General features: G+C 43.6%; 23 protein-coding genes. 15 read left to right on the top strand and 8 right to left on the bottom strand.

The window, feature by feature from the left end; translation table 11 throughout:
- The first annotated feature begins 23 nt into the window (after positions 1-23).
- Positions 24-710: a hypothetical protein gene (locus ABDW02_RS12685; protein ID WP_343634941.1), complete on the top strand. Its 687-nt coding sequence runs from the start codon at positions 24-26 to the stop codon at positions 708-710.
- On the opposite strand, the gene uvrC is transcribed toward ABDW02_RS12685, so the two are convergent.
- Positions 707-2,509: an excinuclease ABC subunit UvrC gene (gene uvrC / locus ABDW02_RS12680; protein ID WP_343634939.1), complete on the bottom strand. Its 1,803-nt coding sequence runs from the start codon at positions 2,507-2,509 to the stop codon at positions 707-709. The genes ABDW02_RS12685 and uvrC overlap by 4 nt on opposite strands.
- 111 nt (positions 2,510-2,620) lie before the next feature.
- Between uvrC and ABDW02_RS12675 the strand changes: the two genes are divergently transcribed.
- The 6 genes from ABDW02_RS12675 to ABDW02_RS12650 all read left to right on the top strand — a co-directional run bounded on the left by ABDW02_RS12675 (position 2,621) and on the right by ABDW02_RS12650 (position 7,734).
- Positions 2,621-3,427: a M48 family metalloprotease gene (locus ABDW02_RS12675; RefSeq protein WP_343634938.1), complete on the top strand. Its 807-nt coding sequence runs from the start codon at positions 2,621-2,623 to the stop codon at positions 3,425-3,427.
- Between the two features lie 4 nt (positions 3,428-3,431).
- Complete coding sequence (locus ABDW02_RS12670; RefSeq protein ID WP_343634936.1) at positions 3,432-4,199, top strand: cyclase family protein; 768 nt, start codon at positions 3,432-3,434, stop codon at positions 4,197-4,199.
- Positions 4,200-4,271: 72 nt separating this feature from the next.
- Complete coding sequence (locus ABDW02_RS12665) at positions 4,272-4,802, top strand: hypothetical protein (RefSeq protein WP_343634934.1); 531 nt, start codon at positions 4,272-4,274, stop codon at positions 4,800-4,802.
- 68 nt (positions 4,803-4,870) lie between these two features.
- On the top strand, positions 4,871-5,419 hold the full coding sequence (gene hemJ, locus ABDW02_RS12660; RefSeq protein WP_343634932.1) for a protoporphyrinogen oxidase HemJ: 549 nt from the start codon (positions 4,871-4,873) through the stop codon (positions 5,417-5,419).
- A 68-nt stretch (positions 5,420-5,487) separates the two neighbouring features.
- Positions 5,488-6,270 carry an enoyl-CoA hydratase-related protein gene (locus tag ABDW02_RS12655; protein WP_343634930.1) on the top strand — a complete coding sequence of 261 codons (783 nt, stop codon included), beginning with the start codon at positions 5,488-5,490 and terminating at the stop codon, positions 6,268-6,270.
- A complete protein-coding gene (locus ABDW02_RS12650; RefSeq protein ID WP_343634928.1) occupies positions 6,271-7,734 on the top strand; it encodes an oligosaccharide flippase family protein in 1,464 nt (487 codons plus the stop codon).
- A gap of 92 nt (positions 7,735-7,826) precedes the next feature.
- Here the strand turns inward: ABDW02_RS12650 and ABDW02_RS12645 are convergent, their stop codons facing one another.
- Positions 7,827-9,887, bottom strand: a complete 2,061-nt coding sequence (locus ABDW02_RS12645) for a T9SS type A sorting domain-containing protein (protein WP_343634926.1) — start codon at positions 9,885-9,887, stop codon at positions 7,827-7,829.
- Positions 9,888-9,984: 97 nt separating this feature from the next.
- Between ABDW02_RS12645 and ABDW02_RS12640 the strand changes: the two genes are divergently transcribed.
- A complete protein-coding gene (locus ABDW02_RS12640; protein WP_343634924.1) occupies positions 9,985-11,196 on the top strand; it encodes an SPOR domain-containing protein in 1,212 nt (403 codons plus the stop codon).
- Between the two features lie 131 nt (positions 11,197-11,327).
- Here the strand turns inward: ABDW02_RS12640 and ABDW02_RS12635 are convergent, their stop codons facing one another.
- Positions 11,328-11,699 (bottom strand): DoxX family protein, encoded by a 372-nt coding sequence (locus ABDW02_RS12635; RefSeq protein ID WP_343634922.1) that lies wholly within the window; start codon positions 11,697-11,699, stop codon positions 11,328-11,330.
- 133 nt (positions 11,700-11,832) lie between these two features.
- Between ABDW02_RS12635 and ABDW02_RS12630 the strand changes: the two genes are divergently transcribed.
- Positions 11,833-12,192, top strand: a complete 360-nt coding sequence (locus ABDW02_RS12630) for a helix-turn-helix domain-containing protein (protein ID WP_343634920.1) — start codon at positions 11,833-11,835, stop codon at positions 12,190-12,192.
- A gap of 1 nt (position 12,193) precedes the next feature.
- On the opposite strand, the gene ABDW02_RS12625 is transcribed toward ABDW02_RS12630, so the two are convergent.
- From ABDW02_RS12625 to ABDW02_RS12615, 3 genes are all read right to left on the bottom strand, one after another.
- The gene (locus ABDW02_RS12625; protein WP_343634919.1) at positions 12,194-12,607 is read right to left on the bottom strand and encodes a hypothetical protein; all 414 of its coding nucleotides are present in this window, start codon (positions 12,605-12,607) and stop codon (positions 12,194-12,196) included.
- A 124-nt stretch (positions 12,608-12,731) separates the two neighbouring features.
- Complete coding sequence (locus ABDW02_RS12620; RefSeq protein ID WP_343634918.1) at positions 12,732-14,453, bottom strand: hypothetical protein; 1,722 nt, start codon at positions 14,451-14,453, stop codon at positions 12,732-12,734.
- Positions 14,453-17,539: a tetratricopeptide repeat protein gene (locus ABDW02_RS12615; protein ID WP_343634917.1), complete on the bottom strand. Its 3,087-nt coding sequence runs from the start codon at positions 17,537-17,539 to the stop codon at positions 14,453-14,455. The genes ABDW02_RS12620 and ABDW02_RS12615 overlap by 1 nt, the downstream gene beginning before the upstream one ends.
- Before the next feature lie 289 nt (positions 17,540-17,828).
- Between ABDW02_RS12615 and ABDW02_RS12610 the strand changes: the two genes are divergently transcribed.
- Positions 17,829-18,539: an ATP-binding cassette domain-containing protein gene (locus ABDW02_RS12610; RefSeq protein WP_343634916.1), complete on the top strand. Its 711-nt coding sequence runs from the start codon at positions 17,829-17,831 to the stop codon at positions 18,537-18,539.
- A 237-nt stretch (positions 18,540-18,776) separates the two neighbouring features.
- Here ABDW02_RS12610 and ABDW02_RS12605 read toward each other — a convergent pair whose 3' ends face one another.
- The gene (locus ABDW02_RS12605; protein WP_343634915.1) at positions 18,777-19,316 is read right to left on the bottom strand and encodes a VOC family protein; all 540 of its coding nucleotides are present in this window, start codon (positions 19,314-19,316) and stop codon (positions 18,777-18,779) included.
- A gap of 221 nt (positions 19,317-19,537) precedes the next feature.
- The gene (locus tag ABDW02_RS12600; RefSeq protein WP_343634914.1) at positions 19,538-20,506 is read right to left on the bottom strand and encodes a LysR substrate-binding domain-containing protein; all 969 of its coding nucleotides are present in this window, start codon (positions 20,504-20,506) and stop codon (positions 19,538-19,540) included.
- Between the two features lie 159 nt (positions 20,507-20,665).
- Here ABDW02_RS12600 and ABDW02_RS12595 point away from each other — a divergent pair, with 159 nt between their 5' ends.
- From ABDW02_RS12595 to ABDW02_RS12575, 5 genes are all read left to right on the top strand, one after another.
- Positions 20,666-21,088 carry an OsmC family protein gene (locus tag ABDW02_RS12595; protein ID WP_343634913.1) on the top strand — a complete coding sequence of 141 codons (423 nt, stop codon included), beginning with the start codon at positions 20,666-20,668 and terminating at the stop codon, positions 21,086-21,088.
- Positions 21,089-21,117: 29 nt separating this feature from the next.
- Positions 21,118-21,903, top strand: coding sequence for an alpha/beta hydrolase (locus ABDW02_RS12590; protein WP_343634912.1), 786 nt, complete (start codon positions 21,118-21,120; stop codon positions 21,901-21,903).
- A gap of 379 nt (positions 21,904-22,282) precedes the next feature.
- Complete coding sequence (locus ABDW02_RS12585; RefSeq protein WP_343634911.1) at positions 22,283-22,675, top strand: heme-binding protein; 393 nt, start codon at positions 22,283-22,285, stop codon at positions 22,673-22,675.
- Positions 22,676-22,755: 80 nt separating this feature from the next.
- Positions 22,756-23,565 carry an SDR family oxidoreductase gene (locus ABDW02_RS12580; protein ID WP_343634910.1) on the top strand — a complete coding sequence of 270 codons (810 nt, stop codon included), beginning with the start codon at positions 22,756-22,758 and terminating at the stop codon, positions 23,563-23,565.
- Between the two features lie 97 nt (positions 23,566-23,662).
- Positions 23,663-24,583 (top strand): AraC family transcriptional regulator, encoded by a 921-nt coding sequence (locus ABDW02_RS12575; RefSeq protein WP_343634909.1) that lies wholly within the window; start codon positions 23,663-23,665, stop codon positions 24,581-24,583.
- Positions 24,584-24,598 lie beyond the last annotated feature (15 nt).

Raw genomic sequence — 24,598 nt, 5'->3', positions numbered from 1 at the left:
TCTTTGGAGCACAAACTTACAGGATGAAAAAGCGCTTATTTTTTCTCATCTGCGGAATGCTTGTATGTTCCTGCACCATTACAAAACGCCATTTTGGAACTGGATACCATGTGGAATGGAACCGGAAAATCAAAACATCACCTGATCCGGAAGAGGAAAGCAGGGGAAAGAAATCGACGGACATTAGCGCCGTGCAGAAAGACACGCTTGAACCGGAATCTTTGCTGACAGATATACCTGAAAGTCATGAGCAACTTGTCGTTACTTTAGTACCTGTGACTGAAGTGGAACAATTGGTCGAAGACGAAGAGAAAGAATCCTCGTTAAAATCCGAAATAAAAATTCAGACGAGTCGGGAAATCAACAGGAGCAAATCCAAAGTAACGAAAGAAACCGATGATGAGACAGAAGAAGAGCCGAGATCGGGAATGCATCCCTTGATGTGGGGAATTTGGGCGATGTGGAGTATCGCGATTGCCTGTATGTTCTTTGTGACTTTTTATGCGGAAGCTTTAATAGGTGTCGGACTCGGTTTTTTCATCGCGATGATTTTTGCAATCATTGTAATCCGTGCTCTGCGCAAGCATCCTGAAAAGTACGGATTTAAAGGATTGACTTATGGTTTTGCAATACCAGCTATTGTATTTGGTGGAATAGCCCTTGCAGGGTTACTACTTTTTCTTGGAGGAGGATACGGAATTAGTTATTAACTAGCTCCGAAAAACTGCTTGATCACCTTCGCTTTTGCTTTTCCAACAACAGAAGCTAAACTTTCTTCGCTTTGTTCTTTCACGCGCTTAACGGATTTGAAAGTCCGGATCAGGTCCTGAACCGTTTTTTCCCCGATTCCCGGAATGGTTTCCAATTCGTTATTCAAGGCACTTTTGCTTCTGCGGTTGCGGTGATGCGTAATCCCAAAACGGTGCGCTTCGTTTCGCAGGTGCTGAATGACTTTCAGGGTTTCTGAACGTTTGTCGAGGTAAAGCGGCAGGCTATCGCCCGGATAGAATAGTTCTTCCAACCGTTTCGCGATACCTATAATGGCAATTTTTCCGCGAAGACCTAACTTTTCCAGAGATTCCAGTGCTGCCCCTAATTGTCCTTTTCCACCGTCAATAATGATCAATTGAGGCAAGGGTTGATCTTCTTCCAATAATCTTCTGTAGCGGCGGTAAACGGCTTCCCGCATGGTGGCAAAATCGTCCGGTCCTTCTACTGTTTGTACATTGAAATGGCGGTAATCCTTTTTGCTGGGTTTTGCATCTTTGAAAACAACACAGGCCGAAACCGGGTTCGTTCCCTGGATATTCGAGTTATCGAAACATTCGATATGAACGGGAAGTTCTTTCAAACGCAGGTCCGTTTTCATGGTTTCCAGGATGCGGTTGGTGTGTTTTTCCGGATCTTTGATCTTTTCCTGTTTGATCTTCTCCATGCGGTAAGACCGGGCATTTCGAAGGGACAAATCAATCAAAGCTTTTTTATCTCCACGCTGCGGAGCGAAAAAGCGAACACCTTCCATCTCCCAGTCCACGTCGTTTTCAACCAGAATTTCTTTTGCTTCACTCTGAAAACGCTCCCGCAATTCCGGAAGCACAAAAGTGATGATATCTGCCTGCGTTTCATCAAGCTTCCGCTTGACTTCTACCGTAATTCCATGAATAATCGCCCCGTGACTGATCACCAGGTAATTCACGAAAAACAGGTCGTTGTCTTCCACCATGGAAACCACATCTACATGGTGAATCGTCGGGGAAACAACCGTTGATTTGGCCTTGTATTTTTCCAGGATCTCAATGCGCGTTTTGATATCGTGCGCTTCCTCAAACCGGAAATCAGCCGAAGCCTGGTTCATGAGTTGCTTCAGGTTCTGAATCACACTGGAAATATTCCCTTTCAGAATTCCTTCGATCTGTTCGATCATCCCATTGTATTCGGAAGCTTTTTGTTTTCCTTCACACGGACCTTTGCATTTTCCGATGTGGTATTCCAGGCAAACCTTGTAGGCATTTTTTTCGATCTTATTGGCTGAAAGATCCAGCGCACAGGTGCGCAGCGGGAACAAATCCCGGATCAGGTCCAAAAGTGTGTGCATGACTCTTCCGCTTGGATACGGGCCGTAATAACGCGAACCGTCCTTTACAAGAATGCGCGTAGAAAAAACCCGCGGAAACGGTTCTTTTTTGACACAAATCCAGGGATAGGTTTTATCGTCTTTTAACTGGATATTGTATTTCGGAAGGTATTTCTTGATGAGGTTGTTTTCCAGCAAAAGCGCATCCATTTCCGACTCCACCACGATGTATTGGATATCGGCAATCTTCCTGACAAGCAGGTACGTTTTTGCCTGTTCGTGGTTTTTTTTGAAATAGGAAGAAACCCGTTTTTTCAGGTTCTTCGCTTTTCCCACGTAAAGAATGGTCCCGTTTTTATCGAAATACTGATACACACCCGGCTTATCGGGAAGTGTTTTCAGTTTTAATCCGATATCTATTTTTTTATCATCCACTATGTAAAGTTAAACAAGAAGTGTGAAAATCGGGATATGCGGTGTTTATAAATAAACGCTTGACAGTGGAAGTTTTGGGAATTAGTCTATTTTTGTATAAATGTCAATGGTATGAAAAGAGCAATTGTATTTTCTTTATTATTAGTTGCCGGAGCAAGTTTTTTGATGAACTGTAACGGGTCCAAAAAATTGGGATCGGGGATCAATCTGTTCCCCATGGAACAAGACAAGCAGCTGGGAGCGCAGGTAGCAGCTGAAATCGACGGAAATCCGAAAGAATATCCGTTATTGGATTCAGCTTCCAATAGAGAAGTATACCAGTATTTGTACAAAATCCGCAATACCATCCTGAATTCAGGCCAGGTAAAGCACAAAGACGATTTTGCATGGAGATTGCGCATTATCAAGGATGACAGTACTCTGAATGCATTTTGTACTCCCGGAGGATACATTTATGTTTACACCGGAATTTTGAAATACCTGGACAACGAAGCTCAATTGGCGGGCGTATTGGGTCACGAAATTGCACATGCTGATTTCCGCCATTCCACACGACAGATGACGCAGATGTACGGAGTGGAAGTATTGCTTGCGATTGTTGCAGGAAATCATCAGCAATTGTCGCAGATCACTGCCGGATTGGTTGGTTTGAAATTCTCTCGTAACCACGAATCGGAAGCAGATAAAGGTTCGGTAACTTACCTTTGTCCGACGGTTTATGCTGCAGACGGCGGAGCGGGGTTCTTTGAAAAGATCAATGCTGCCGGAGGTTCGCGCACACCTGAATTCCTGAGCACACACCCGAACCCGGAAAATCGAATTGAGAATTTTAAAAATTACAGAATAGAAATGGCCTGTCAGGGAGTGAATGATTTTGCTTCAGAATACAAGAAGGTCATTGCTAAATTACCTAAATAGATTTATGCAGTTATTTCTCGGAAACGGAACCTATGTTTTAACGAATGAAGGAATAGATTGTTCTATTCCGTTGGAAGGATCGGAACAAAATGTCCGTGCCTGGTATGTATCACCACCTGTAATCGAACCTGTTCGCGAGAACGGTTGGGTAGGAGCAGTTGCGGAAGGCGGAAGTGTGAATTTTCGCTCCATTCAATTCAATCCGCATGGCCATGGTACACACACGGAATGTTTGGGCCACATTACTTCCGAAGTGCATTCTGTAAACGGGATCGTCGATAAACTGCTTTACCACGCGGTTGTGATTACCGTTGCACCGGAAATCCGTGTACAAGCCGACGGATCCGTTGATCGTGTGATTACTGCTGCAACTGTTTCCGGTTTGTTGAAGGGACTGAAAAGTGAGGCCTTGCTGATTCGCACGCTTCCGAATGAAGCCGGGAAAATGCACCTGAATTATTCGGATACGAATCCGGCTTATTGTGATGTGGATATTTTGCCTCTTTTAGATGAGTTGGGAATCATTCATTTGTTGATAGACACGCCATCTGTTGATCGTGAAAAAGACGGCGGTGAACTGGCTTTTCATCATGGATATTGGGGTGTTCCCGACAATCAGCGATTCGACCGGACCATTACGGAAATGATTTATATTCCTGACGATGTTCCGGATGGTGAATACATGTTGAACCTTCAAACGGCACCTTTCGTAAATGATGCAACGCCGAGCAGGCCGGTTTTGTTTCCGCTTCATCGGAATGCAGAGGATTAAAAAAACTATATTTGCTTAGAAATTAAAAAATGGCGCTATTTTTGGTGTCTCAAAACGACAAATTTTTTAAACATGAAACGAATTTTTGCTTTTGCTGTTTTGACACTTCTTCTTGCGAGTTGTGCTCAAAAAATTCCTTACACAGACCAGGTAAAACAGGATTTTGATTTAACACCGGAAAATATGACGAAGGTTCAGTTTTATACTTCTTCGAACATTATTCTGGAGAAAAATCAGTCTTCCGGAAACCAGGGAACGGGAAGTTCGGGGGAATTGGTTGTTAGTTCATCCAAAACACAGGATCGTGTGATTATTCCTACAAATACAAGAGGAGTTTTTGAAAAAATGGGAGCAAACAACGAAGTAGTTGTTCGTTTTGAAGTTGGTTCCGGCCGTGTAGTGAAGTTCGCAACACGTGCAACTCAGACAAGTGGTAAATACTACCTGGTTGCAGATTGGAAAAACAACGGAGGAACCATGGAATATGGTGGTGAAACTTATACCATTGCTTCAGGAGGAAGCAGCGCATTTTTACAGGTTCGTTTGAAAAAACTTCAGAAGACAAAACGTAAAGACCGCGTTGTTAAAGGAATGAAAGTTTAACAACAAAGAATCAGATATCGGGAACGGGAACACAATTTGTGTTCCCGTTTCTTTTTAACTTTGCAGGGATGAATTTTTTAATTGAACATTACTCCGTTTGGAAAGCACTGCACATCATTTTTGTGGTGAGCTGGTTTGCCGGGTTGTTCTACATGGTACGATTGTTTATCTATCATACGGAAGCCAATACAAGACCGGAGGATGAAAAACGGGTGTTGCAGGATCAATTCAACATCATGCAAAACCGCTTGTGGTACATCATCACTACTCCGGCTATGATTGGTACGGTTCTTTTCGGAACACTCATGCTTACAGCGAATCCTGCGTTATTGAAAATGCCCTGGATGCATATCAAACTGACTTTCGTTGCGGTTTTATTGGTTTATCATTTTATCTGCCAGGGAATTATGAACCGCCTGAAGAATGGTTCTTCCAAATGGACTTCCGGGCATTTGCGTATGTGGAATGAAGTAGCAACCTTGCTTTTGGTGGCGATCGTTTTCCTCGTTATCCTGAAAACAAGCTTAGGCTGGCTCGGCGGAGTCATCGGATTCTTCGGAGTGGGAATTGCCCTGATGATGGGAATCAGGTTGTATAAGAAATTGCGGAAGAATTGAAGCGGTTTTTGAATTGCATACCGAAAATTTAAATCCAAAAAAGAATACCTTTACAAAAAGACTTGAAAATGACTTACGAAAATATCTTAGTGTCACAAAACGGACACGTCCAAACCATTACGATTAATCGTCCAAGCCAATTAAATGCGCTAAACAAACAAACCATTACCGAATTGAATTACGCCCTGAGTGCAGCAAACGAAGATGCAGGAACAGGAGTTGTCATTCTTACAGGATCGGGTGAAAAAGCATTTGTTGCAGGTGCGGATATCAAAGAATTTGCAGATTTTTCCATTGAAAAAGGCCGTGAACTGGCTGCTCAGGGACAACAGTTGTTATTCTCTTTTATTGAGAACATGACTACGCCGGTTATTGCTGCCGTAAACGGGTTTGCATTAGGTGGCGGATTGGAGTTGGCGATGGCTTCTCACATCCGCATTGCTTCGGCAAATGCAAAAATGGGACTACCTGAAGTTTCGTTGGGGGTAATTCCGGGATACGGTGGAACACAGCGTTTGGCACAATTGGTAGGTCGCGGAAAAGCAAACGAATTAATTTTTACTGCCGGAATGATCGGTGCGGATGAAGCAAAATCCTGGGGCCTGGTAAATCACGTTTGCGAGCCGGAAGAGTTGATGGACCTGGCAAATGAATTGGCCGGAAAAATCCTGAAAAACTCCGGAACTGCTATCGCTTCGGCTATCCGTGCGGTAAATGCTTTGTACAGTGAGGGCGGACAAAAAGGCTTTGATAAAGAAGTGGAGGAATTCGGCCTGTGTTTCGGAACAGCTGATTTCAAGGAAGGAACCACAGCATTCATCGAAAAAAGAAAACCAAACTTCAGAGGATAATTGAATCCGCTTAAAAAACTGCTAGGGCAAACGGCTGTTTACGGGTTGTCGAGTATACTCGGCAGAACCCTGAACTACTTATTGGTTCCGCTTTATACATTGGTTTTTAAAGAACCTTCGGATTATGGAGTGGTTTCCCAACTGTATGCCTTTGTAGCTTTTTTAATGGTCCTGCTGACTTTCGGAATGGAGACGACCTATTTCAGGTTCATCCAGGATCACGAAGACCGTCAGCGGATTTTTCGGAACAGCTTTCTCACAGTCATTTTGCTGAACGTCGCGTTTTTTTTCGGGATGTTCTTTTTCAACCGCGGGATTGCGGACCTGCTGCTTTTCAGCGACCATCCGGAATACATCATCCTGATGTGCGCCATTGTAGTGATTGATGCTTCATCCAGCTTGCCCCTGGCGAAATTGCGGGCAGAGGAAAATGCCCGGAAATTTGCCATCATTCAATTTTCGTCAATAGGAGTAAACATCCTGTTGAATGTAGTTTTGCTGCTGTTGTTTTTCGATAAGCAAGACCCTTCAAAAGGAGTGATGTATATCCTGGCCGCCAACCTGGTTTCAAGCCTGGTTAAACCGGTTATGCTTCGCAAGGATTTCACCCAAATTACCTTTAAGATTGATCCTGCGCTGCTAAAGCAAATGCTGGTTTACGCCATCCCGATTGTAATTGCAGGGTTTGCAGGAATTATCAACGAAACGATCGACCGGATCATGCTGAAGCAAATGCTGTACGATCCTGCCAACGGTTTTACGGCGAAAATGGCGGATGCGGAAATCGGTATTTACAGCGCCTGCTACAAACTAGCCATGTTGGTTACGATCCTTTTGCAGGCGTATCGTTATGCTGCCGAACCGTTTTTCTTTAACCAAATGAAGAACCAGGACCGCAATAAATTGTACGTCAAACTGATGAACTACTTTGTTGCAATGGTCTGCATTGTGTTTTTGGTGGTTTCCATGAACCTGGATATTTTCAAATTTTTCATTTCCACCAAAGCCTATTGGAAAGGGCTTTCCATTGTGCCGGTTCTGTTGCTGGCAAACGTTTTCCTCGGAATTTATTTCAACCAAAGCATCTGGTACAAGCTGACGAATCAAACCAAATTCGGGGCGTATATTTCCATCATGGGAGCCATGCTTACAATCACCATTAACTACCTGTTTATTCCCGAATACGGATACAAAGCCAGTGCGTGGGCAACATTGATTGTTTATGCATTCCAAATGGTGGTTTCGTATTTCTGGGGACAAAAACACTTCCCGATCAAGTACAACCTGCGCAAGTTTTTCCTGTACCTGGGATTGAGTATTCTGATCTATTTTATTTCCACCAAAATTCCTTACGGGGATCACGGAATCATCCGGTTTGTATTGAACAATCTGCTGATCATTTTCTTCATTTACATCGTAATGTCGGTAGAAGGAATCAAACTTTCGGCACTGCGCAGGAAATAAAAAAACCCGTCCATCTGCTGACGAACGGGACTTTAATAAGGGTTTCTCCCGTCTACAAACGGCGATCAAATCAATCCGCGGCGGCGGATCTCTTACTTGATTACTTGATACGTTTTAGAACCAGTCGATCCTGAAAGGATCAATAAATAAGTTCCGCTGGAAATTTTTTCCAATTGGTCCATTTCAACCAACCCGGAATTTACCTGCTTCATTTCGGAAAGAATGCGTCCGTTCAAATCCACCAATTTCAGGGATCGGACCACACCTTCTTTGTTATTTATGGAAATTGAATGGTTAAACGGATTCGGGTAAACAGATACCTGCTCCAAAAGATGTTCATCAACGCCAAGTGTCGAGAAGTAAACAGTTGTTCCGTCGAAATAGATTACCTGTTCAATTTTGAAGAAATCGTTTCCGGATTTATTCGGACAGTAAACGGAGATCGTCAGGTTATAATATCCCGGGTTTCCGATCAAAGCAAGTGTATCACTGATGTAAACCGTGTCTGTTGGGGAATAAACCGCCCAGGTTACATACAAACTTTGATTGCTGGAACTGTAAACGGCCTGGTACAAAGCAGCCGAATCGATCGCGTTGTAATCGATCACGCAGTTCGAAACCAAATCGGTATACAACGTATCATTGATAGCACCGTTCGGGTAAGGATTATTAGTGTAAGTGGAAGCAGAATCTGCAATGACAAAGTTTACGGTTGTAGAATCATTTCCCTGGTCCCAAACAGTTACTGAATAAATTCCCGCACACAGGTTTGAAACCGTATTTCCCATTACACCGTTACTCCATGCAATAGCATAAGGGGCAATTCCGCCGCTTGGTGAAACGGAAGCAGAACCGCTGCAGTTATTCGTCAGGTCATCCGTCGATGTGAGGTTTGCAGCAAGATTGATGGTTATCATGGAATCACCGACCGTAACCAGCTGGCTGAATGTACATCCGTTTGCATCCAGCGCAACTACCGTATAAGAACCAGGACAAAGTCCGCTAAAAGTATTAGCTGTACCAAAGGTGAGTCCGCCATCAACAGCATAAATATAAGAAGGAGTTCCTCCGGAAACAGTACCGCTTATTGTTCCGGTGCACGTTCCGTTAATAGCTGTTGAGGAAGTGAAGTTTCCTGTAAAACCGGAACAGGAATTCAATGAAGTATCTGCAACAGTAACGGTTAACGGAGCTGTTGAACAACCAACGGCATCCATGCAAATAATGGAATATGTTCCCGGGCACAAATTGGCTATAAATGATACCGGTGATTGAGGAGCACCTGATACGGAAAAGGTATAGGGAGCAGTTCCGCCGGTCGCATTCGCCTGAATGGCTCCGTCACAGTTTCCGGGAGTGCAGTTGGTAACAGAAGCAGTTAAAGCAATATTATTGCACGGACTATTGATGGTAAAAGACGAAACGGACGAATCTCCGTTCGAATCCCAAATTGCCACTGAATAATTTCCTGCACACAGATTATATACCGAATTTCCTATAGCACCGTTGCTCCAGGTAATAGTATATGGAGCCGTTCCACCGGTTGGCGAAACGGATGCGGATCCCGAACATGTTCCTGTGGAATCATTTGTAACAGTTAAACTGGGAACAATGGGATTCATGGAAGGGTCAACGACCACGGCTGTAGCGGTTGTTGAACAACCATTTACGTCCATCACGCTAAACATGTATGCTCCGGGACATAAACCGGAAAATAAGGCTTGCGGCTGAGTACCTGCTCCCGATGCGGAAAAGACATAAGGCCCGGATCCGCCTGTTACTGTAAGCTGTACTGCTCCGTCGCAATTTCCCGGAGTACAATTTGTTAACGTAGAAGCTGAAAGAACCAGGTTTGAACAAGGATCACCGATCGTAAAGATGGCAGTCATGGATACACCTGCGGAATCAATCACAAAAATGTAGTTTCCTGCACATAGATTTGAAACGGTTTGTACGTTTGTTCCAACAACGGTAGCGGTGTCCTGGTACCAGGTCCAGGTGCATGTGGAATAAGATGCAGCATCCGCGAAAGTTACCGATCCGTCACAAACTCCCGGGGCGGAAGCATTTGTAGGGATTATCGTTTGAGCCATACTTAGGCTTAAACTTGTCCATGTAACAAACACAAAAACAAGTGAGTAAAGGTGTTTCATAAGTTTAGTTTTGCCCAAAACTAATCCTTTACATATAAACGTGCAACTCTTTTTCGATTATTGCGTATAGATGGTGTGATTTTCATAACTTTGTGACATGTTGACAGTTGAACAGCTTATCGGTGATTTATTATTGCAGCACAATTGTGTGATCGTTCCTTCTTTCGGAGGTTTTGTGGCACAGCGTACGTCTGCAAAAATTGATTCGGCGAAAGGAGTGATTATTCCTCCGAAAAAATCCGTGTTATTCAATAAACAGCTGATCAATAATGACGGGTTGCTGATCGCGGCACTTTCCCAGGCTAATTCCATTCCTTATTCAGAAGCTGCAGAAGAAGTTCAGGCACATATCCATGAATGGGAAGCCAGATTGCAAATGGGTGGAAGAATCACCATTGACCGTGTGGGAAACCTGTTTTACGACCAGGAGCGCAATTTGTGTTTTGAACAAGACCGCTTCTACAATTTATTACTGGAGTCTTTCGGATTGAGTTCCGTTCATTTTGTTTCCGTTGCAGATGCCCAGGCACAGGAATCCCACCAGGCTATTTTGCATGTGGTAAAAGCGGTTGAAATAGAGCAAAAACAATTGACACCGACATCTGAGCCGTCTTTCGTTCTGAACGAAGAGCCGATTGTTCCGGTGCTGGAAGTAGTACATGAAGAGCATATTCAGCCAACGGCACTTCCTGTTAAGAAGAAATCAAATACCTGGAGATATGTAGCTGCTGCCTGCTTGCTTCCGGTTGCTTTTTATTCGTTCTGGATTCCTGTGAAAACAGATGTGCTGGAGTCCGGAGTGGTTTCATTTTCCGATTTTAACCCGTTCCATGCAACCAAAAAAGGAACGTACACCCTTCCGGAATCGAACTATAGTTTCCAAAAGAGAACGGTGAAGAAACAATTGGAAAATTTACCACGCAACGTAGAAACGTTTTCCTACGAAATGGATGAAGACACCTACGTTCCGGTTTCTTTGAAAAAGCAAAAAGCAGTTGTGAAAGCAGAAACTCCTGAAGCAGAAGGAAAGCAGCCTGAGGTTGTTGCTGAAATACCCAAAAAAGTGGTTGAACAGCCGAAAACCAATCCGGTACCTGCTGCGCCGAAAGGAGGGCAAATCATTGTCGGAAGTTATTCCGATAAGAAAAATGCCGAAGAACTGATCCAGTTATTGAAAACAAACGGAATGAGCGGGCAGATCATGGAAACGAATGGAAAAATTCGTGTGACTGCTGGAAATGCTTCCCAGTTTTCACAGCTTGAACCGAAGTTGAAAGCTTTGGGAATTGCTCCGTGGATCTTAAAATAATTGAAAAGGCATTTCGACTCCGCTCAATGACCTTTTCAATGAAATACCTAAGATCAATAGGAACTGAGCAAAGTCGAAAAGACAGGTTCATTTATCTGAAATCAATTAGGAGACTGAGCGGAGTCGAAGGATCAATTTACTGCCTGCAAACGCTTTTTCCAAAAAATATGCGAAACGGCTAATACTCCAAGAAAAATAAGCGGGGAAATGATTTTCGCTGCCGGATCACCGATAGAGGCATGAAGAATACTTGCTGAAATCAGGGTAATACCGAAACCTGCATAAGCCCATTCTTTGACAGATCCTTTAAAAAACGGAATCAGCAGAACCAGCGCTCCGATAATCTTCGCAATTCCCAATTCAATGCGGAATGCATCCTGGAAACCCATTTTGATAAAACCTGCCTGGACTTCCGGGGATGCGAAATACATGGATCCGGAGAATAGCATCATAAGTGAAAATAAGCCTGTTGTTGACCAATAAATAATGTTGTTCTTTTTCATGGAATTTATTTTTTTGGCAAAGCTATAGGATACCCGGTTTACTTTTTGCCTGTATTTCCTTTTGGAAACTAGTTTCCACCAAGAAACTAATTGTAAAATCGATCGTATAACGTCGTATTTTTGTGGTATGGTAATGAAAAAGAAAATGATACATGAGCCGGCAGCCTGCGCAGGAAGAATGCTGGCGATCCGTGACACGCTGGAATTGCTTTCCGGAAAGTGGAAAATTCAGATCATTGGAACCCTGATTTTCGAGAATTCCATGAAGTTTATGGAATTGAAACGGAATATTCCGGGAATCGGGGCCAAAATGCTTTCCAAGGAATTGCAGGAACTGGAAGTGAATCAATTGATCACGCGCACGGTTTGCGATACGAAACCCATTACGGTGGAATACAAGATCACCCCTTACGGATTAACGCTGGAACCCATCATTGCAGAATTAGCTGTTTGGGGATCCAATCACCGTAAGCACTTATTCAGTAAGAGCTGATTTACTGTAAATGAATGTTTTTGAAAACAACGCGGCATTCACAAGTACCACCGTTCTTTTTGTTTCGTTCCACTTCGTTGAACACGTAGTTGGTATCACTGTTCAGGTTCAGGCCCACAACCAGTGAAGTATCCGCAGCTCTTCCGGTAATGGAATCTACGTACATCCTGCAGGGTTTGAAGCTGTCCATGTTCTTATGCCCGTTTCTTTCCAGGATAATGGTTTCGCTTTTCTTGGCAACAAAGAAACTGTCTACCGTGAAGAATACCGTTGCAGCAGAATCCGTGCGTTCATACACGCGAATCCAAACATCGTAATCAGAATCGTTTTGAATAACCTGGTTGTATTTAACGCTGGGGTCCTTACAGGAAGCAAGAATGAGCAAAAGAGCAATAAAAGGCAGAAAGTTCTTCATGCGCCAAAGGTATGAAAATCAAATCGTAGAATGCAAAAAAATTGAAATAACGTAGGGACGCAAAGCATTGCGTGCCCACATATTTTCAATTTTTTAAAAAAAGTAAACTGAGCGGAGTCGAAGTTTAAAAACGGATCGTTACCCCGATCATCGCCTGGAATCCCTGAACCGGATAGTTGTACCATCTTTTATAACGCTGCGCAGCCACGTTATTCAAATTAATGAACCCGGAAACGCGCTTGTTATACCGGTATTCCAACCCAATATTTGCATCTGCCAGGAAACCTAATTTTAAAGCGTATTGCTGGTTTTCTTCCAGTACATCTTTCCCCGGAGCAAATACCTGTGCTCTTCTTCCGCCTTCCAGGTTCGCGTCAACCGTTAAGATAAACTTGTCATACAGGTTGTAAGTTCCTCTCAAAACAATCTGGAATTGAGGAAGGTTCCATGCAAAAATGTTGTTCCGTGCATTGTAGGAATAGTATCTTCCGATCACGTCGATCTTCACTTTTTCCTTCAGCTGATAATAGATCGATGCTTCCAGTTTGGTAATGTTTATCGTATCGTAGATGACGTTGAAGCGGTTTCTGCCCGAATAAACCGTGTCGGTTACGAAGAGCGCTTTGCCCTTTACATGCGAAAAACTTGCAAAGGCATTAAACCCGATACGTTTGGACAATGTTCCTTTGATCCCGATGTAGCCGTCTGCTGCTTTGTGCTCATTCTGCAGCGTAACATTCGATAAAGCGAATTCATTTTCATCCGTGATGCGCTTGAAGGACTGTTGTGTCAAACCTCCGGTTACACCCACGTAAGGAATCAGGATGTCATTGAACAATGAATATTTGACTTCGGCGATCGGGTAGAGGTAAACCTTGTCTTTTGTTCCCAAACTTGCAGTCAGGTCCACTCCGACCTTCGCTTTCAGTTTCCGGTTTTTGGAATAAGTACTGATGCTTGGTTTTAAACTGATAATCGTGTTCTTATTTTCCAGTCCGGTATTGAGGAATCCGGGCATGGTATCGTTCATGACCCCGTATTTGTAGGAATTGTGAAGGATATCCAGGTCGGCAGCAAAAATCTCTGTTCCCCATTTGTATTCGGCACCGGTGCGGATGGCGAAGAAATTCTCGCGGGCATTCCAGTCGTTCAAAGAATCTGCCTTTGGTTTTTTATCGTTGAAATGACGGTATTCCAGTCCGAGTTTCCAATTCAGGCCCAAGCTGTCTTTGGCATGGGAATGGAAGCCTCCTTTCAGTCCGAAGGTATTGAAACGCTGGGCAATGCTGTCTTTATCCGCATCTTCATTCGGGAAACCGTAGAAATGAAGTCCCTGGTTGCGGTAATAAGATTCGGCATCCCAGCTGTATTTCTTTTCGTTTACGCCTACAAATGCGCGTACATTCGTGCGGTCGAAATTGGCCGGTGCAACATTGCGCATCTTCCCGAAAGAACTCAAATGCTGAATGTTTCCGCCATAGTTCATTTTACGGCTGCGACCGTTGTTGTAGTAAACTTCAGCAAGCGGCATCAATAAAGAACCGATCCCGATTCGTGCATATCCATTGTACAATTGCGGCAATTTTTGCTGCAGGTTTACTTTCGCCGGTTCGATTTTCGGAATCTCAAAAGTGGGTTCGTAATTGATGGAAAGCAGCGGAAAAGAAGTCGTTGGAATAGGGAAAACCGTATCCAAAACCTTGGGCTGTGAATTCAGGCGGTGAGCTTCCTCAACCGTACGGTTTCCCGTAACATTGATCGTAATGTCATTTTGCCCGGACACATTCGAAAAAGATCCAATGAACAGCGCACTTAAAAGTGATAATATGTGTGTACTTCTCTTCATTATTTCCCTGTTTTTTCATCCACTTCAATCACCGTAGGCTCGCTTGGGTTCGTCAAAGTTTTTGGTTGTGTTTTCAATTGCATGATCTCGTTGTACAGTTCACCTGCTTCCTGCAGAATTCCGTCGTCTTTCACCGGGTAATGGTCAATAACGGACTTGATCGTGTTTTCTGCCTGGAACAAATCTTTTTTCTGAAGCAATACCTTCGTTTGAAGGATCAATCCTTTCGCGATCCAGTAATCGTAACCAGGTTTCATTTTCAGCAATTCCCGGATAATAGTTTCTGTTTTGGTATAATCTGCCTGCTCAAATGCATTCTGAGCCAGGGTAAACTTGGATTCTGCCGCCCACGCAGTTGTTGCGTTTTTGATGACGTAATCCAAAGACAGTTGCGCTTCGGCATAGCGTTTTTCCTTCGAAAGTGAAATTCCTTTGATGTATTCCGCTTCCAGTTTCACTTGCGTGGTTTGCTGAACACCCAGTACTTTTTGAGCGTATTCAACCGCATTGGCGTAGTTCTCCAACAAGAAGTGACAGCGCATCAATCCGATCCGGGCATTGTTCAGGTATTCGGGGTTGGAACTGATTTCTTCCGTGCGTTTATAGTATGGAAGTGCAGCTTCTTTCTGGTTTCCGTTAAACAAGAACTTGGCGGTTCGTACCGAAGCCAGTTCCGTGTAATCGTCATTTGGACCGGCAAGTGTAATCTGATAGATCGCAATAGCATCTGCTTCACGCTTCAGGCGATACAAAGCGTCCGCTTTCTGGTTCATGGCATCGCGGTAGAATTTACCGTTCGGGTATTTATTCAGGTATTTATCGAATTCCTTGATGGATGCTTCCCATTCCGACTTTTCGTACTGATCGAATGCCAACCGGTAATATTCATCTTCCACCTGGTTGGTCAGTGAATCCACACAACTGTATTTCCCCGCCAGCGTTTCAATTTTGTTCAATAAGCGCTGTGCACGGTATACGGAAACCAAGGAACTTACTTCGCGTTCACAGATCGTATCGTTGATCGTGAATTCATTCAGGACTTTCGTGTAATACGTTTCCGCCTGGTTGAAATTATTGCGCTTGAAAGCAATATCTCCGAGGTAGTGATAAGCATCTTTCACCGTGTTGCTGGACGGATAATCAGAAATGATCTGTTTGTAATAACGTTCCGATTTGTCCAGGTTTTCTTCCTCAAAATAGGCCCGGGCAATATCCAGAATAGCGCGTTGCATGTAACGGGATTTCGGATAATTGTTGATGAGGTCCGTTAAGCTTTGAATGCGCTCGTTCTGTTTGTCCATGAAATTATAGGTACGGGCCATGTAGTACAAAGCCTGATCGTCGTATCCCTGTTTCAGGTTGTAAGCAGCTTTGTAATTGTCTACCGCCAGTTTGTTGATGGTCTGGTCGGCCTGTGAATTCCGGTAGTACTCGTCAGCCAAACGCATGTGTGCATCCGCTTTCTTGTTGAGTTCCGTCAGATTCGGCTGGCTCAGGTATTCTCTGAAAGTTTGTTCGACCTGTTTGTATTCGCCCGTGGCCAGGTAAGCATATCCTTTGTTGTAAATAGCATCGTTTCGCAAGCCGCTCATCTGAGAACCGGCCATTCCCATGAATTGCGTGTATTTCTTGATTGCTTCCGGGTATTTTTTCAGATAGAATAGCGCGTCTGCAGTCCAGTAAACGGCTTTTGCACTGATTTCCGGGCTGATCGGGTATTTGTCTACCAATTCAAAAGCCTGGATGGCATTAGTGTATTCCGATTTCTGGAACAATTCCACACCCCGGTTGAAAGCGATCAACTGGTAAGCGGATTTCAGTTTGATGTCCTTGTTGGTCAACTGATCCAAAGACTCCAGTGCTTTCTGGTAATTCTTGGTAGAAGTATACACGTTCACCAAATATTGGTAAATCACCGGTTTGCGTTTGGAATCCGGGTATTTCTCCAGGTACAATTTGAAAGCTTCCACTGCTTCGTCATAAGCATTCATGTCCAGTTTGTAGGAAAGCAATGCGTAATTGTACAAAGCATCTTCCTGGATCATTTTGTCCATATCGAGTTGACTGGCTGCTTCGAAGGCTGTGCGGGCATAAACCAGTTCTCCCAGGTTGGTATAACACTCTCCGGCATGGTACAGGGCAATCTGGCCCAGAACGTCTTTTTCACGGGCAACGCGGTCAAAATACTTCACGGCTTTCGTACAGTTCGAAGTACGTGAATAAGCCAAAGCAAGTGCATAATCGTCGTCGCGGGTGGTATTCGATTTCGAATTGTATAATTCCAGGTAAGGAAGCGCTTCGTCGTACTTTTCCAGGTGGAAATAACTGTCCCCGATAATGTGACTGATCTCGACCTGCTCAGCCGGTTTCAAACTGTCGACTTTACCCGGCGCAAAATCTACTACCTCCTGGTATTTGTGCTGAATGTAATAAATCTGAGTGATGTAATAAGGAACAACGCGGTTGAAACGGTTGTCGGTCAATAATTTCTCAAATCCTTCCAAAGCCGTCTGGTAGGAACTGTCCAGGTAGCAGATGTGCGAGTAGTAATACAAACTCGGTGCTCCGTACTGACTGGTAGAATCTTTTACTTCATAGAAAGCCAGTTTGGATTCCGGGTATTGTTTTTCGTCAAAGTAGGCATATCCCAATTTGAAGTAATATTCTTCCTGGTTCTCTTTGTCTACCGATGACCGGCTTAGTTGCTTGAAGTATTCAATGGACTTTTTGTAATCCTTTTTCTGATAATAGTAACGGCCGATCTGGAAAAGGATATTGCTCCGGTAAATGCTTTCAGGATATTCCCGGTTGAAAGTTTCCAGCAGATCAATAGCGTCGTTGTTGAAGAGTTCCAATGCGGAAAGACCTTCATAATACAAGGCTTTGATGTAGTATGAATCGTTTTTGGAACCTTTGTAATCAGTAATAAACAGGCGGAATTCTTTGCGTGCGGCACTGTATTGTTCTTTCTCAAACAAATCTTCTGCTTTGTAGAACCCACTCAGCGGAGAATGATATTTCTCACTTGCCTGGGACCATGCCGAAGAGCTTGCAACAAGTAGAAAAAGGATAAAAAGAAAACGCATTACAACTATTTTAAGATCCTAAAATTAAGTAGTCCCTTAGGGAGAAAGGGCGCGCGCGTTCAAAAGTTTTAAACGTATAACTGTTAAGAGATAATCTCGTTACACGGGAATTTTACGAATTGGAATTCTGAATTTTACAAGTGAAAATGTTCAAATGTTCAAATGTTCAAATGTTCAAATGTTCAAATGTTCAAATGTTCAAATTGAACTGTTTAAACTCTTTTGAACCTTCGGAGCTCTAAGAGCGAAGAAGATTGAACCTGTTTGAACATTATTAAACTCAAAAGTGGTGGAGAAAGTTATTCGCATTCAAAACGGAAGAATTGACCAGTTGGGTCAAACAGTTCTTGACAACATCAATTTCGAGGTGGAATCGGATGAGTTGGTTTTCCTGATCGGGAAAACAGGTTCGGGGAAAAGCAGCTTGCTGAAAGTGCTTTACGGAGAATTGGAATTGAGTGACGGTTCGGGTTCGATGGTGGAATTCGACCTGAAACGGCTTTCGAAACGCCAAATCCCAAATTTGCGCCGTAAATTAGGAGTGGTATTCCAGGATTTCCAGTTACTTTCCGATCGGTCAATCACTGACAACCTGCGCTTTGTGATGAAGGCAACAGGCTGGAAAGACAAACGTGAAATGGACAACCGTATCCGCACCGTTTTGTCGATGGTCGGACTGGAAGGAAAAGAACACATTCAGCCGCATCGTCTTTCGGGAGGAGAACAGCAGCGTGTAGCCATTGCACGTGCGTTGATCAATCACCCGAAAGTAATCATTGCCGATGAGCCGACAGGGAATTTAGACCCGGAAACATCCACCGAAATTATGCACCTGATCGTTGCCGTGGCGAAAGAAGAAAAAGCGGCGGTAATCATGGCAACACACGACATGTCTTTGATCGAGAAATTCCCGGGAAGAGTTTACAAAGTGGAAAACCGCGAAATGAAGGCCCTGGACACGATGCATCGCTTTGATCCGTTCCAGCCGCTGTTTGATTGAAAACCACATAGATTAGTTCGATACACTGATTGGCAGCTTCGCTGCTTTTTCACCACAAAGGACACGAAGAGCACAAGGAATTTTACGTTGGTTGTTATCTAAAGACTGATTTGATGAGGTTAATGATATTTCAAGTTGATGATTTGTTGTTTCACTCCGCTCTCGTTTTTTAATACTTCGTTTAATGAAAAAAGGGAAACAAACTGTCTCCCTTGTGAATTTGTTGGTGAAAATAAATTACTTCTTTACCACTTCGGATAGTTCGATCATATTTCCCCATGGGTCCTGGAAAAATGCCAGCTTGCGGCCGATTGCTTCCAGGTAGAATGTTTCACCAACAATCGTTACTCCGCGCTTTTTCAATTCTGCAACGATTTGGTCTACGTTGGAAACATCCATACAAATGTGGTGGAAACCTGCTTCTTCCAGACTTTTACCCAAATCGGAATAAATAACCGGCTTGGATAATTTACCTCCGGCAAGAATTTCTACCCAAAAATCATTGGTATTCGGCGGAGCCAGGTAAGCCAGTTTTTCATCGGCATAAGGCCATTCGTGAATCACACGGAAATCCAGTTTTTCGGTATACCATTTAATAGCTGCGTCATAATCAGGAACGCGAATTCCAACATGGTTTCCTACCAATTCTGCCAAGGGGCTTTTCGGGTTCAAAGCAGGCATATCAAATCCTGTTTCGTGATTGTGTGTTTGTGCGTTTACTGCAGTTGCTGCGAATAAACCGATGACCATCAAGGTGTTTTTAATTGCTCTTTTCATGATTTCTAAATTTTTGTGTTGAATAATTTGATACCACAAAGTTGCGGGCAAACACCCCGGTTTCTTATAGTCATTGCACAGCGATCATTATGAAAATCAAAGATTGATCAACTATGCATTTTCGCACAATTTGCTCCGATCAAGCGAAGAGCAGAGGTTATACCTCAACCATATCTGCGTAAATCCGCGCGATCTGCGTGCAAATAAATCCTGAGAGTGACTCACAATTTACTCACGGCATCTATAAAGTATGGCGAATCGTTCCACCGGATCTTTTTATAACTGAAATCTGCCTTTAATTCTTCCGGCAAACACTGGTAGATGGCCTCGTTCATCTTCTCCAGCAATAATTTTTTGGAGAAGGTATCGGCTACTACAAAGCTTATTTCACGAACCGGCTTCGGATCTGCAAATGGCTTAAACAACGTCCGGTCTTTTTCATTGTTTACCGAAAGCATCGGAATGATTGCAAATCCCAACTGGGCACGTACCAAATTTTTAAGGGTCTCAATGGAAGTAATATCGTACTGAAACTGATCTTTGATTTTACCCGGTTCTTTCAGTTCGCAAATGTCCAGCAACTGTGCATTGTAACAATATTCGTGATGAAGCAGCAAGAGTTCGGGCCTGTCTTTCGGCTGTAGTTTATAAAACGGATCGCCGGCCATGGGATGATCCGGTGGCAGATATGCAATGAACGGTTCCATAAAAATCGGGTGTTCCACCAAATTCGGTCTGCCGGTCGGCGTGGCCATAATGGCGATATCCAGCGTACCGTTTTCCACCTCTGCCATTAATTGCCCGGTATATCCTTCCCGGATGATAAAGTTTACTTTCGGCGCAGCTTCGCGCATGGCTTTGATAAATTTCGGAATCAGATACGGAGACAAAGTTGAAATCACACCCACTCTTACTTCCCCTTCCAGCAGGTTCTTCTCGTTAATGACAAAATCGCGGATCTCATTCGTTTCACGCAGGATCTTTTTAGCACGGTGAATGATTTCCACACCCAATTTAGTCGGAGTAAGCGGCACTTTATTCCGGTCAAAAATTTTTATTCCGATTTCTTCTTCTAAATTTTTTAATTGGATGGTGAGCCCCGGCTGGGAGATCATGCATACTTCCGCAGCCCTTGCAAAATGGCGTTCTTCGTCCAAAGCCACGATATATTTTAATTGCTGAATCGTCATGATTATAATTTTTATTTATAAAGGTAAAAAATTATTGATTTGATTTATGAAAACACCCGCCCTAAATTTGTCTCATCAAACATCGGATAAGCCGGTTGAAGAAAACAAGTATTAACCCCGACGATGAATGTCGGGATGTAACAATTAAAAAAACAGATTATGAAATTCTCAAGAACAGCAAACGCAAATTGGAAAGGTACCGGAATGGAAGGAACAGGTACAATCAGTACTCAAAGCACGACTTTGAACAATGCACAATTATCGTTTAAGACCCGCTTCGCAGAAGGAGTAGGAACAAACCCGGAAGAATTATTGGCAGCAGCACATTCCGGATGTTTTACCATGCAGTTGAGCTTCTTATTAAATGAAGCAGGATTCACAGCCGAAGATTTGAACACATCCGCAAAAGTGACTTTTGAAGATGGGACCATTACAACGATTCACTTAAATACAACAGGAAACGTTCCGAACATTTCAGAAGCACAATTTATCGAACTGGCACAAAAAGCAAAAGAAGTTTGTCCGGTTTCCAAATTACTGAAAGCTGAAATCACGCTTTCTGTTGAACTGACTAATAACTAAAATTCATTCACCGAAAAACTAAAAAGAACATGAAAACTTTAAAGACACAATTAAATCGTTATTTCCTGTTGGCAATAGCATTCCTTTTCATCGGATTTACAAGCGCTAATGCACAAACAACACCCGCAGGTATCAAAAATGTGGTACTGGTTCACGGAGCTTTTGCTGACGGTTCAGGCTGGAAGAATCTCTACGAAGTATTAACCGCAAAAGGGTATCATGTCACAGTCGTTCAAAATCCCTTAACATCGCTTGAAGACGATGTGACTGCAACCCTGAATGCTTTGGATATGCAGGATGGCCCCGCGATTCTGGTTGGCCATTCCTGGGGAGGCGTGGTGATTACCGAAGCCGGAAATCATCCGAAAGCAGCCGGCCTGGTATATGTTGCCGCACTTCAGCCCGACAAAGGAGAAACCGCCCTTCAATGGTTGCAAACTGCTCCGCCGGCTCCTGAAAACGGTGTATTGCCTCCGAACGACAAAGGAATCGTTTATTACGACCAGGCAAAATACCACGCTGGGTTTTGTGCGGACCTGAGTAAGAAAGACGCCGATTTTATGTACGCATCCCAGGGTGCACTTCATGTAAGTACGCTCACTGCAACGGTAAGCAATGCTGCCTGGAAAACAAAACCTGCTTACGGGATTGTGGCTACAGAGGATAAATCGATCGCACCTGAAATTGAGCGAAACATGTACAAAAGATCCAATACAAAGATCACCGAAATAAAAGGAAGCCATGTCGTTTTCATTTCACAGCCAAAGGCGGTTGCCGATGTGATCATCAAAGCCGCTACAGAGATCAAGTTATAAGGATCTTATATAAAAACGAGTTACAGAAGGAACTCCGGCATCTGATGCCGGAGTTTTTTTGTGGAATAAACTTATATAAGTATGAAAAGCGCCTGCTAGCAGGCATCTTTTTGTCTTTCCCAAGATGCACAGATTTTAGCTCGGCTACCGCACTCACTCGAGTGGCGTCTGGTAAGCGCCACAAATAATCTGTGCATCTGTGGTAAATTGATCACCTGATTTTTGTACAAACTCATGAAATAAGCCTGAAAAGAGGGCAAAATCGAACTTTTCTGCCGGCATCTTTGATTTTCATAATAAAGCCTGTGTTATCCGTATAATGCCCCGCCTGCAAACGCTGCACCTTTGTGTCATAGAAATTCACAAAAAGAAAATGAACATGGAAACAACACAAAAACAAGCTTTTGCATCACTCGAGAAAGCGGTGAATAAAGCAAACGAATTGGGGGTCAATGCAAACATCGCCATTTTGGACACAACAGGTTACCTGAAAGCATTCGTAAGAATGGATGATGCCTACCTCGGATCAATCGATATCGCGATGGGAAAAGCAAAAACAGCGATGCTTTTTAGAATGAATTCCGAATCTGTAGGCGAATTCTTAAACCCGGCAAACGGCACTTATGGAATGGTGAACACGAATGGCGGACTCGTAGGATTTAAAGGCGGGGTTCCGGTCACGGAAGGAAATCAAATCGTAGCCTACATCGGAGTTTCAGGTGGAAGTCCGGACCAGGATTTTGAAATCGCAACGGCTGGAAGCCAGCTATAAAAAACAAGTAAACAATCAAAAAATGTCTGCTTCGGCAGATGACTAATAACAAATAAATAAACAATCAAAAATTAAGTATCATGAAAACAAAAACAATTTTAATCACCGGAGCAGCTTCCGGATTTGGAGAAGGAACAGCAATCGGTTTGGCTAAATTGGGCCACAAAGTAATCGCAGGAGTGCAAATCGCGCCGCAATTGACAAGTATGCGTCAAAAAGTAGCAGAACTCGGACTTCAGGACAACATCGAAGTGATCAAACTGGATATCCTGGATAAGTACGATGTAAGAAATGCCTTGAAACTGGATATCGATGTGTTCTTCAGCAACGCAGGAATCGGTGAAAGCGGACCGGCATTCGAAATTCCATTGGATTTGGTGCGCGGAAATTACGAAACCAATGTGTTTGCACCGCTTGAACTGGCTCAGGGCTTCAGTTCCAAATGGATCAAAGAAGGTAAAAAAGGAAAAATCGTTTTCACTTCTTCCATGGGTGGTTTGTTCACACCTTCCGGTTACGGGATTTACGTTTCAACCAAACACGCGCTGGAAGCAATCGCAGAAGCATTGGCAGATGAGTTGAAAGTATACGGAATCCAGATCCAGACAATCAATCCGGGAGCATACCTGACAGGTTTCAACGAAACAATGGCTGAGAACGCTTTCCGTTGGTTGGACGATGAGAAAAACTTCACCAAACGTGCCGATATGAAAGCCAATTTCGACTCCTTGTTAGGAACACCTGAAGGAAGATTGGATCCGCAGGAAATGATCGATGCCATGATCGAGATTGTACCTTCCGATACCGGTAAATTCAGAAACGTGGTTCCGCAATTCGTGGAAGACATGTTGAAAGAACACCAATTGAAAGCCTGGGAAAACCAAATCTAATTGGCAGGCAGTCAACTTTCTAAACGGACGGCAAATGGGTCGTCCGTTTGAATTTAATTCCGAAAAGTTTAATTTTATAATGCCAATCAGTATGCAGATGATCAGAGAAACTCTTGACAGCAAGGAAATCAACACCCTCCGGGATTTGCCGGATATGATCCCGGTTTTTCGCGAATTCTTTGAAGACTGGGCCATCCGGGTGTTTAACCGCGAGCAGCACGAATGCCGGAATTATTTGTCGCCAAACAGAAGGGAATTTTACAAAGCTTTGTTGATCACAAAAGGAACCGGTGTTTTCACTATGGGCCTGAACACCTATTACATCGATGAGCCGACACTGTTGTTCATTCATCCGAACGATATTATTTCCTGGAAAAACCTCTCGGAAGAGTCCGGAGGCTTTTACGTGCTCTTCAAAAAGTCTTTTATCAGCAAGCATTTACAGCTGAAAGCTATTATTGACAAGTATGGGTTATTTTCGGACAAAAGCAAAAGCGTGATCCGTTTGACGGAAAGCGAAGTCCCGCGCATCAGCCAGTACTTTGAAAAAATGCAGGAAGAAGAGCAGGACGAGACCAGCGAATTCCGGGAAGATTCCATGCAGGCTTTCTTGCAGCTGCTGATGGTGGAAAGCATGAAAGTGGCGCGTTTCCCGAAACCCGATGAGGTAACGGAAGACTACTCGAACATTCACCAATTCTTCGATCTGCTGGAGAGAGAAACTTCCGGGATCAATTATGCCAATCCGATCCGGATCAAAACCGCTAAAGAATTTGCAAACGACCTGCAAATGCACCCGAATTACTTGAATGCAGTTCTAAAGAAACATACCGGCCAAAATGCCAGCACACATATCCGTAACCGGATTTTGGACGAAGCCAAAGCTTTGCTGGTTCAAACCGACTGGAGTTTACAGGACATCAGCTACAGCGTTGGTTTTGCCGAGCAGCCCAACTTTAGCCAGTTCTTTAAAAAGAATACCGGTTTCACACCGGCTGAATTCAGACGAAGTTTTTAACGCAGAGATCTCTGT

This window comes from Fluviicola sp. (genome assembly GCF_039596395.1).
In the GTDB taxonomy this organism is placed as follows: Bacteria; Bacteroidota; Bacteroidia; order Flavobacteriales_D; family Crocinitomicaceae; genus Fluviicola.
This window is presented reverse-complemented; position numbering and strand designations above follow the sequence as displayed.

Bases quoted from the DNA above. Each gene is read 5' to 3' on its own strand.
- ABDW02_RS12615 (WP_343634917.1), bottom strand. From the start codon at position 17,539: ATGCGTTTTCTTTTTATCCTTTTTCTACTTGTTGCAAGCTCTTCGGCA.
- ABDW02_RS12625 (WP_343634919.1), bottom strand. From the start codon at position 12,607: ATGAAGAACTTTCTGCCTTTTATTGCTCTTTTGCTCATTCTTGCTTCC.
- ABDW02_RS12630 (WP_343634920.1), top strand. From the start codon at position 11,833: ATGAAAAAGAAAATGATACATGAGCCGGCAGCCTGCGCAGGAAGAATG.
- ABDW02_RS12675 (WP_343634938.1), top strand. From the start codon at position 2,621: ATGAAAAGAGCAATTGTATTTTCTTTATTATTAGTTGCCGGAGCAAGT.
- ABDW02_RS12580 (WP_343634910.1), top strand. From the start codon at position 22,756: ATGAAAACAAAAACAATTTTAATCACCGGAGCAGCTTCCGGATTTGGA.
- ABDW02_RS12590 (WP_343634912.1), top strand. From the start codon at position 21,118: ATGAAAACTTTAAAGACACAATTAAATCGTTATTTCCTGTTGGCAATA.
- ABDW02_RS12575 (WP_343634909.1), top strand. From the start codon at position 23,663: ATGATCAGAGAAACTCTTGACAGCAAGGAAATCAACACCCTCCGGGAT.
- ABDW02_RS12595 (WP_343634913.1), top strand. From the start codon at position 20,666: ATGAAATTCTCAAGAACAGCAAACGCAAATTGGAAAGGTACCGGAATG.
- ABDW02_RS12585 (WP_343634911.1), top strand. From the start codon at position 22,283: ATGGAAACAACACAAAAACAAGCTTTTGCATCACTCGAGAAAGCGGTG.
- ABDW02_RS12620 (WP_343634918.1), bottom strand. From the start codon at position 14,453: ATGAAGAGAAGTACACACATATTATCACTTTTAAGTGCGCTGTTCATT.
- hemJ (WP_343634932.1), top strand. From the start codon at position 4,871: ATGAATTTTTTAATTGAACATTACTCCGTTTGGAAAGCACTGCACATC.
- ABDW02_RS12645 (WP_343634926.1), bottom strand. From the start codon at position 9,887: ATGAAACACCTTTACTCACTTGTTTTTGTGTTTGTTACATGGACAAGT.
- ABDW02_RS12605 (WP_343634915.1), bottom strand. From the start codon at position 19,316: ATGAAAAGAGCAATTAAAAACACCTTGATGGTCATCGGTTTATTCGCA.
- ABDW02_RS12655 (WP_343634930.1), top strand. From the start codon at position 5,488: ATGACTTACGAAAATATCTTAGTGTCACAAAACGGACACGTCCAAACC.
- ABDW02_RS12600 (WP_343634914.1), bottom strand. From the start codon at position 20,506: ATGACGATTCAGCAATTAAAATATATCGTGGCTTTGGACGAAGAACGC.
- ABDW02_RS12665 (WP_343634934.1), top strand. From the start codon at position 4,272: ATGAAACGAATTTTTGCTTTTGCTGTTTTGACACTTCTTCTTGCGAGT.
- ABDW02_RS12640 (WP_343634924.1), top strand. From the start codon at position 9,985: ATGTTGACAGTTGAACAGCTTATCGGTGATTTATTATTGCAGCACAAT.
- ABDW02_RS12685 (WP_343634941.1), top strand. From the start codon at position 24: ATGAAAAAGCGCTTATTTTTTCTCATCTGCGGAATGCTTGTATGTTCC.
- ABDW02_RS12670 (WP_343634936.1), top strand. From the start codon at position 3,432: ATGCAGTTATTTCTCGGAAACGGAACCTATGTTTTAACGAATGAAGGA.
- ABDW02_RS12635 (WP_343634922.1), bottom strand. From the start codon at position 11,699: ATGAAAAAGAACAACATTATTTATTGGTCAACAACAGGCTTATTTTCA.